This is a genomic window from Collimonas sp., assembly GCF_044339385.1.
Lineage (GTDB): Bacteria > Pseudomonadota > Gammaproteobacteria > Burkholderiales > Burkholderiaceae_D > Collimonas.
The window spans coordinates 1-5,852 of record NZ_JBIIVN010000161.1; the positions used below are offsets into that span (position 1 = coordinate 1).

Here is a 5,852-nt window from a genome sequence, read left to right on the forward strand (position 1 = left end):
ACCGCAGCCTGTTCAACCAATTCTTTCTTCCATTGCCGCACTTGGGTCGGGTGGACATTGTGCTCCTGGGCGATCTCGTTGATTGTCTTGAGACCTCGTACCGCATCCAGTGCCACCTTCGCTTTTTGTTGCCCGCTGAAACTGTTTCGTTTTAATTCGTTCATATCCTGCCTTCGTTGTTCAGTACAGGATACTCCTTAAACTATTGTCCGGATTTCCGGGTCCACTATAGTACTTTTTTTGCATACCAGGCGGGTCATCGTTGTGCCAGAATTAATCTCTCTACTTTTTCAGGAATGCGATCATGCAAGACCCGCTGGTTTATTTGAATGGCAGCATGACCCCGCTGTCCGAAGCGCGTATCCCCGTCCTTGACCGCGGCTTCATTTTCGGCGACGGCGTGTATGAGGTGATACCTATCTATGCACGCAAATTATTTCGCGCCGAGCATCATCTGGCGCGTCTGTTTCGCAGTCTGGCGAAAATCAGTATTCCAAATCCGCATGACAAGGGGCAGTGGATGCAACTGATTCAGGGCGTCATCGATGCTCATCCGGCGGACGATCAGATGGTCTACATCCACGTCACGCGCGGCGTTGCCAAGCGCGCTCACGCGTTTCCGAAAGAAGTGCTGACGCCGACCGTATTCATCATGACCAATCCGCTGGTGCTGCCAGGTGCGGTGCTGCGCGCCAGCGGCGTGCCGTGCGTGTCGATGGAAGACCGGCGCTGGCTGCATTGCGAAATCAAGTCGATCTCGCTGCTCGGCAACGTGCTGGCGGCGCAGAACGCGGCCGAGCACGGCGTGGTGGAGGCGATCCAGTTCCGCGATGGCTGGCTGACCGAGGCTTCGTCGTCGAATGTCTGGATCGTCAAGAACAGCAAACTGATGGCGCCGCCCAAGGATAATTTGATCCTGGAAGGCATCCGCTACCGACTGATCGAGGAATTGTGCGCCGCCGGCGGCATTCCTTTCGAAGCGCGCCGGATTGCTCGCGAAGAGGTATTCAGCGCCGATGAAGTGTTGCTGTCGTCGGCCACCAAGGAAGTGCTGCCGGTGGTCTCGATCGATGGCAAGACGATTGGAAACGGCCAGCCCGGCCCCATCTACACGCAGTTATACGAAGCCTATCAGCAAGCCAAGGCAGCCTGACCGCAGACAATCATCGCGCAGCGCGGCAGGCCTGGCGGGCGAGGCAGCAATGTAGCAGGGTGGGGCAGTGATGCTTTCCACCCTGTTTGTATGTTCATAAGTCGTTCTTGCAGAATCCCGTTAGGGGAGTAAACTACCAGCCTGCAACATCACTGAAGAGTAAAGGATCATGACCGACCTGACCAAGCCCATCGATCCGGCAGACAGCCTAATTGAATATCCCAGCGTGTTCCCCATCAAGATCATGGGGCCGACGCATGATGCGTTCGCTGAGACCATCACCGGCGTCGTGGTGCGGCACGATCCCACTTTTCATATCGACAAACTGGAAGTGCGGCCCTCCTCCAAAGGCAACTACACGGGCCTGACGGCCAACGTCAACGCCGTCAACCGTGAGCAGTTGGATAATCTGTATCGCGCGTTGTCATCCCATCCGATGGTCAAGATGGTGCTGTAAGTTCTGTCGGTTGACGGCCACAGTTACATTCACAGTCACGCTACAGGTCATGGCTCGGGTTCGCCCGGCCAGTCTTTCTGCGCCTTGAAATTCCGGACTTCCTCCATCAGCCAGCGATGAAAGGCCTGCACCTGCGGCTTGTTCATCGCTTCTTTGGTGCAGGCAAAATAATAGGATAGCGGGCAGCGCGCCACCACATCGAACAGGCGCACCAGTTGCCCCGAAGCGATTTCCTGCAGTGCAATCGCATGCCGCGTCAGCGCAATGCCCAAGCCATCCGAGGCCGAACGCAAGAGCATCGATGCATCCTCGATCAGCAAGCCGCCGCTCGGCTCCGTCAGGTCAATCCCGGCGGCGTCGAACCACGGTTGCCATGACGCATCGGTGTCCATGCGCAACAAACTGCATTGCTGCAGTTCACCCGGCGAGCTTGGCAGATCGCCTCCTCGATAGGTGGGGCTGGCGACCGGATAGTAAAAATCATCCATCAGTTTTTCCACGATCAGGCCCGGATAATGACCCCGCCCGAAGCGCAAGCCGACATCAATCGGCTCGCGCTCGAGGTCGTTAAGATGCAGGCTCGATTGCAGCACCACCTCGGTGTCTGGATGCAGATCGATGAATTTCCATAAGCGCGGTGCCAGCCAGCGCGCCGCAAACGACGGCAGCGCCGAGACCGTGAGGCGCTTCTGCTTGGCATCGAATTGCAGGGTTTCAGCCGCCAGCGCGATTTCATTCAATGATTTGCGGACCGTAGCGGCAAAGCGCTGGCCCTGTTCAGTGATGGCGATGCGTTTGCCGTTGCGAATAAACAAGGTCACCCCCAATTCCTGCTCCAGCGCCCGGATCTGATGGCTGATCGCACCCGGCGTCACGAAGATTTCTTCAGCCGCGCGCGAAAAGCTGTCGCTGCGCGCTGCCGCTTCAAAGGCGCGTAGCGCTGAGAGATTCGGGAGTTTGCGGAGGTCGGCCATCTTATATGAGAAAAACTATCAAGAGGAGAGAAAATTACTCGTTTTGTTAATGCTCATTGACTGCTTAAAATGGCCTCATAGAGACAGAAAATTACTATTTCAAGGGCTTGAGAGAGATAGCCATCAATATACCAGCAGTCCCAAGGAGGGACATCATGAGAAAATTATTAGCTAACGAATCACTAACTATCGGCGCCGGCCAGGCCATGTCGGTGATCGCCCCGGTGGCGCAAACACTGCAAATCATGCAAGGTCGCGTGTGGGTGACGATAGCCGGGCAAGGCGACGATTATTGGCTGTCCGCTGGCCAATTTCTGAACGTAAGCGCCGCCAGCCACATCGTCATCGAAGCCGTCAAAGGCAGCAGCCTGGTGCAAGTCCAGCAACTGTCGACCCGCCTGCCATCGGCCAGCGCCCGCGCCGGTTTCAGCAAACCTGCTGCGACAACGCATCGTGGCGCAGCAGTGACCTGCTGATTCGATGGCGAATATGCAAGATGGGATCGTCTTCTACGGCCACGTCAGTTCAGGGCACGTCTACAAGATCGCCCTGATGCTGGCGGTCGGCGCCATTGCCCACACCTATCACGTCATCGATATCGACCAGCCGCGCCACCTGCGGCCGGAACCTTTCCGCAGCTTGTCGCGCTTCGGTGAAGTGCCGTTGCTGGTGCATGATGGTCGGCCGTATGTGCAATCGGATGCGATTCTCTGCCATCTGGCCGAGCACAGCGGCCGGTTTGCTGCCGAATCGCCGTCACGCATGGCGCGCGTGCGCGAATGGCTGTTCTGAGAGGCTAACCGGCTAGGCATGTGCCTGCCGCAGTTGCGTTATGCGCGCAGCTTTGCCGCCCCAGACGAAGTCCCGGCCGGCGCGGTAGCGTGGCTGCAACAGCGCTTCGATCTCGACATCGCCCGGCTGGAGACGGAATTGTCCGACGGCCGCAGCTTTATTCTGGACGAGCAGCCAACCATCGCCGATTTTTCTCTGTGCGGCTATCTGTTTTGGGCCGACGACGCCAAAGTCACGCTGCCGCCGCATGTCACCGCTTGGCTCAAGCGCATCAGTAAATTGCCAGCATGGCAATCGCCAGAGGTTTTGCTGGCTCCGCTTACCGCCTGACCAAGTACCCGGTTTCGCACCTTGAGCGCTGATTTTCGGTACACTTGCGGGTATGTCAAGCGCGCAGCAACTCATGTCCCCCGATCTCCGGCAACGCCCCCAGATTATTCAACGCGGCCTCGAATCGTATCAGGCCAGTTTTGACGCGCTGCGCGCCTTTACCGATGCGCGCAGCGCCGACACACCCGATCAGTTATGGCTCGTCGAGCACCCGCCGGTATTTACGCTGGGCCTGGGCGCAGACCGCAGCCACGTGCTGGCGCCGCACGACATTCCCGTCATCCAGACCGATCGTGGCGGCGAGGTGACCTATCACGGTCCCGGCCAGGTAGTGATTTATTTGCTGATCGACCTGCGCCGTCAGCGTCCGGCCGCACGTTTATTCGTGCGCGAATTTGTGCAAGGCGTCGAGCAGGCAGTCATTGACACGTTGGCAGCGTATAATCTGGCCGGTGAACGCAAGCCCGGCGCGCCCGGAATTTACGTCGCCGACGGCGCCTGGCAAGGCGCGAAAATCGCCGCCCTCGGCCTGAAAGTACGGGCCAGCGGCTGCACCTATCACGGTGTATCGCTCAATGTGGCGATGGATCTGACGCCGTTTTCGTGGATCAATCCATGCGGCTATGAGGGTCTGGCAACCGTCGACATGAAAACCCTGGGCGTTGACGCTGCTGTCGCGGAAGTGCAGTTGGCGCTTGCTCACAAGTTGCTGGACCGCTTTAACTGAATAACTGAATAAATTTGTTGGATTAACCGGATTAACTAAGTGCGCCCGGGCGCAATTAAGCCACAGCAAGGAAATGCCTTCATGACAACCGAAACCACCTCGTCGCTGCCAACCGAAACTGGCGTTGCTGCTACCGGCTACAATCCGTCCGAAAAACAGAAGGGCGCCAGCAAGACCTCGCGCATTCCAATCAAGATCATCCCGATTGAGCGCCTGCAAAAGCAGGACTGGATTCGCGTCAAAGCGGCATCGCCCTCGTCGCGCTTCTACGAAATCAAGGACATCCTGCGCGCCAATAATCTGGTGACAGTATGTGAAGAAGCGAGTTGCCCGAACATCGGCGAATGCTTCGGTAAAGGCACCGCCACCTTCATGATCATGGGCGATAAGTGCACCCGCCGCTGCCCGTTCTGCGATGTCGGCCACGGCCGTCCCGATCCGCTCGACGTCAATGAGCCGGAAAACCTGGCCAAGACCATCGCCGCGCTGAAGCTCAGTTATGTCGTCATCACCAGCGTTGACCGCGACGACCTGCGCGACGGCGGCGCCGGCCACTTTGCCGAATGTATCCGCCACGTGCGCGCGCTGTCGCCCAGCACCCGCATCGAAATCCTGGTACCCGACTTCCGCGGCCGCATGGACCGCGCGCTGGAAATCCTCAACCTGGCGCCGCCCGATGTGATGAACCACAATCTGGAAACCGCACCGCGCCTCTACAAGGAAGCGCGCCCAGGTTCAGACTACGAATATTCGCTGAATCTTCTAAAACGCTTCAAGGCGCTGCACCCGAACACGCCGACCAAATCCGGCATCATGGTCGGCCTCGGCGAAACCGACGAAGAAGTGCTGCAAGTCATGCGCGACATGCGCGCCCACGACGTCGACATGCTGACCATCGGCCAATACCTGATGCCAAGCGGGAATCACCTGCCGGTGCGGCGTTACGTCCATCCCGACGTCTTCAAGATGTACGAAGAAGAAGCCTACAAAATGGGCTTCGCCCACGCCGCCGTAGGCGCGATGGTGCGCAGTTCGTACCACGCAGATCAGCAGGCGCATGATGCCGGGATGGTTGTGAATGATATAAGTTAATGAGAATTTATCTAAGTAGATGAGATTTTCTATAAATAGGTGAGATTTTTTAAGCAAAAATAACAATACCGGTTGTCTTAAGCCAGCAAGGGGGGCTGGTTATCGGATGGCGGAAACTGACTCACTGACAATCGGCGCCTTGCCGAAAGATGGTCATCCATGGCGAATTGACTGGTTCGGGGATCTGGCCTTTCCGAACCGGTTCGTTCGTCGTCAACTGAGCTTCCCTCGATTTTTCGTCTTCCAACAGGTGGCTTTTATGCCGCCTGTTTTTCCTGATGTTGCTCAGTGAGCCAGTCATCTAAATACTGGCAGGGTGAACGATAG

9 protein-coding genes are annotated in these 5,852 nt (G+C 57.4%); 7 read left to right on the forward strand and 2 right to left on the reverse strand.

Annotation, left to right across the window (positions count from 1 at the left end; translation table 11 throughout):
* Positions 1 to 164 (reverse strand): transposase (locus tag ACIQ0R_RS10755; RefSeq protein ID WP_395827117.1); only part of this gene is annotated, 164 nt, incomplete at its 3' end.
* A gap of 140 nt (positions 165 to 304) precedes the next feature.
* On the opposite strand from ACIQ0R_RS10755, the gene ACIQ0R_RS10760 reads away from it, so the two are divergent.
* On the forward strand, positions 305 to 1,153 hold the full coding sequence (locus ACIQ0R_RS10760; RefSeq protein WP_395827093.1) for a D-amino acid aminotransferase: 849 nt from the start codon (positions 305 to 307) through the stop codon (positions 1,151 to 1,153).
* A gap of 169 nt (positions 1,154 to 1,322) precedes the next feature.
* The gene (locus ACIQ0R_RS10765; protein ID WP_395827096.1) at positions 1,323 to 1,610 is read left to right on the forward strand and encodes a DUF493 family protein; all 288 of its coding nucleotides are present in this window, start codon (positions 1,323 to 1,325) and stop codon (positions 1,608 to 1,610) included.
* 47 nt (positions 1,611 to 1,657) lie between these two features.
* Here the strand turns inward: ACIQ0R_RS10765 and gcvA are convergent, their stop codons facing one another.
* Complete coding sequence (gene gcvA, locus ACIQ0R_RS10770) at positions 1,658 to 2,584, reverse strand: transcriptional regulator GcvA (protein ID WP_395827099.1); 927 nt, start codon at positions 2,582 to 2,584, stop codon at positions 1,658 to 1,660.
* 155 nt (positions 2,585 to 2,739) lie between these two features.
* Here gcvA and ACIQ0R_RS10775 point away from each other — a divergent pair, with 155 nt between their 5' ends.
* The 5 genes from ACIQ0R_RS10775 (at position 2,740) to lipA (ending at position 5,525) form a co-directional block, all read left to right on the forward strand.
* Complete coding sequence (locus ACIQ0R_RS10775) at positions 2,740 to 3,060, forward strand: DUF2917 domain-containing protein (protein ID WP_395827102.1); 321 nt, start codon at positions 2,740 to 2,742, stop codon at positions 3,058 to 3,060.
* Between the two features lie 4 nt (positions 3,061 to 3,064).
* The gene (locus tag ACIQ0R_RS10780) at positions 3,065 to 3,376 is read left to right on the forward strand and encodes a glutathione S-transferase N-terminal domain-containing protein (protein WP_395827105.1); all 312 of its coding nucleotides are present in this window, start codon (positions 3,065 to 3,067) and stop codon (positions 3,374 to 3,376) included.
* Between the two features lie 18 nt (positions 3,377 to 3,394).
* Positions 3,395 to 3,706 carry a glutathione S-transferase family protein gene (locus ACIQ0R_RS10785; protein ID WP_395827108.1) on the forward strand — a complete coding sequence of 104 codons (312 nt, stop codon included), beginning with the start codon at positions 3,395 to 3,397 and terminating at the stop codon, positions 3,704 to 3,706.
* Between the two features lie 73 nt (positions 3,707 to 3,779).
* A complete protein-coding gene (lipB, locus tag ACIQ0R_RS10790; protein ID WP_395827111.1) occupies positions 3,780 to 4,433 on the forward strand; it encodes a lipoyl(octanoyl) transferase LipB in 654 nt (217 codons plus the stop codon).
* An 81-nt stretch (positions 4,434 to 4,514) separates the two neighbouring features.
* The gene (lipA, locus tag ACIQ0R_RS10795; protein ID WP_395827115.1) at positions 4,515 to 5,525 is read left to right on the forward strand and encodes a lipoyl synthase; all 1,011 of its coding nucleotides are present in this window, start codon (positions 4,515 to 4,517) and stop codon (positions 5,523 to 5,525) included.
* The last annotated feature ends 327 nt before the right edge of the window (positions 5,526 to 5,852 follow it).

Bases quoted from the DNA above. Each gene is read 5' to 3' on its own strand.
- ACIQ0R_RS10760 (WP_395827093.1), top strand. From the start codon at position 305: ATGCAAGACCCGCTGGTTTATTTGAATGGCAGCATGACCCCGCTGTCC.
- ACIQ0R_RS10765 (WP_395827096.1), top strand. From the start codon at position 1,323: ATGACCGACCTGACCAAGCCCATCGATCCGGCAGACAGCCTAATTGAA.
- gcvA (WP_395827099.1), bottom strand. From the start codon at position 2,584: ATGGCCGACCTCCGCAAACTCCCGAATCTCTCAGCGCTACGCGCCTTT.
- ACIQ0R_RS10775 (WP_395827102.1), top strand. From the start codon at position 2,740: ATGAGAAAATTATTAGCTAACGAATCACTAACTATCGGCGCCGGCCAG.
- ACIQ0R_RS10780 (WP_395827105.1), top strand. From the start codon at position 3,065: ATGGCGAATATGCAAGATGGGATCGTCTTCTACGGCCACGTCAGTTCA.
- ACIQ0R_RS10785 (WP_395827108.1), top strand. From the start codon at position 3,395: ATGTGCCTGCCGCAGTTGCGTTATGCGCGCAGCTTTGCCGCCCCAGAC.
- lipB (WP_395827111.1), top strand. From the start codon at position 3,780: ATGTCCCCCGATCTCCGGCAACGCCCCCAGATTATTCAACGCGGCCTC.
- lipA (WP_395827115.1), top strand. From the start codon at position 4,515: ATGACAACCGAAACCACCTCGTCGCTGCCAACCGAAACTGGCGTTGCT.